This window comes from Demequina sp. NBRC 110053, assembly GCF_002090095.1.
In the GTDB taxonomy this organism is placed as follows: domain Bacteria; phylum Actinomycetota; class Actinomycetes; order Actinomycetales; family Demequinaceae; genus Demequina.
Map to the genome: position 1 here is coordinate 1 of NZ_BBRJ01000001.1, position 1,137 is coordinate 1,137.

The following is a 1,137-nucleotide window of genomic DNA, read 5'->3' on the forward strand; positions in this document are numbered from 1 at the left end:
CTTGTTGGCCTGTGGATAAGTCGGCTGGTGTGGCGGCGATGTCAGACCCTGGTGGTGTGATGGGTGCATGACCGGAACACCTCCTCTGCTCGACGTCGCTGGCGGCGATGCGGGCGGTGGCGCGCCAGCGGATTGGGATGCTCGGGCCAGGCTTGCGTTGGTGGAGCGGCGGGAGCTGACGCATGCGGGGGTCAGCGGACTGTCGGATGCCGACCTGGTTGCGCTAGGCGGCGCGGTGGCGGCGGTGCGTAAGGACGCCGATCGGATGCTCGCGGTGGTTGCTGCGGAGCAGGCTTCCCGCTCGCGTGCCAAGGCCGAGGTGGGGTTGGCGCGTAGACGGGGCAAGGGTGATGAGCGGGGCATGGTCGCCGGCCAGACGGGCGGCTCCAACGCTGAGGCGGGGCGGCTGATCGAGCTCGGCGAGATGCTGCGGGACGCTGAACTTGCGGGAAAGGGCGGAAGCCCAGCATCCGAGTCCGGCAAAGCCGCGCCGGACACGCCCGATCCGGAAGCGCCAGCATCGCGACCGGTGTTTGCGGTGGTCGCTGCCGCCGTGAAGGCAGGGGAGCTGAGTGTTGAGGCTGCGACCGCGATCACGCGGATGCTGACACGGGTGGGCAAGCGGGTGGGGGATGTGGCCATCGCGGCGGCGGAGAAGGATCTGGTGTTCTCGGCGCGCTACATGCGTCTGGAGAAGCTGGCCGCGCTGATCACGCGCACCGAGGAGCGGCTGGATCGCGAGCATCTCGAAGAACTTGCCGAGCAGCGTCGTGAGCGACGGTTCTTGCGTATCGGCGAGTCCGCTGACGGGATGATCACCATCAACGGTCGGCTCGATCCTGAGAACGGTGCACCGCTGGTGGGTGTGCTGCAGGCGATGGTGAATCAGAACTTTCGGCTGCGCAAGCGCATGAAGGACGCCGCCAAAGCAGGTGAGGCGGTCGTCATCGATGAACGCACCCCCGAGCAGGTGCGCGCCGACGCGATGGGTGACTTCGCACGCCACGTCGCCGGCTGCACCGTCGAGGTGCTGCCACGGTCCGGGGTGACGCTGGTGGTCCGCACCGACATCGACGACCTTCGTGAAGGACTGGCAGGAGCATCCATTGACGGACTGGCCGCTGAAATCGATGCGGG

General features: G+C 67.6%; 1 protein-coding gene. It reads left to right on the plus strand.

Annotated features, from left to right (window positions below):
- Positions 1–67: 67 nt before the first annotated feature.
- A partial coding sequence (locus tag B7K22_RS11740; protein ID WP_143336398.1) for a DUF222 domain-containing protein occupies positions 68–1,137 on the plus strand: 1,070 nt, incomplete at its 3' end.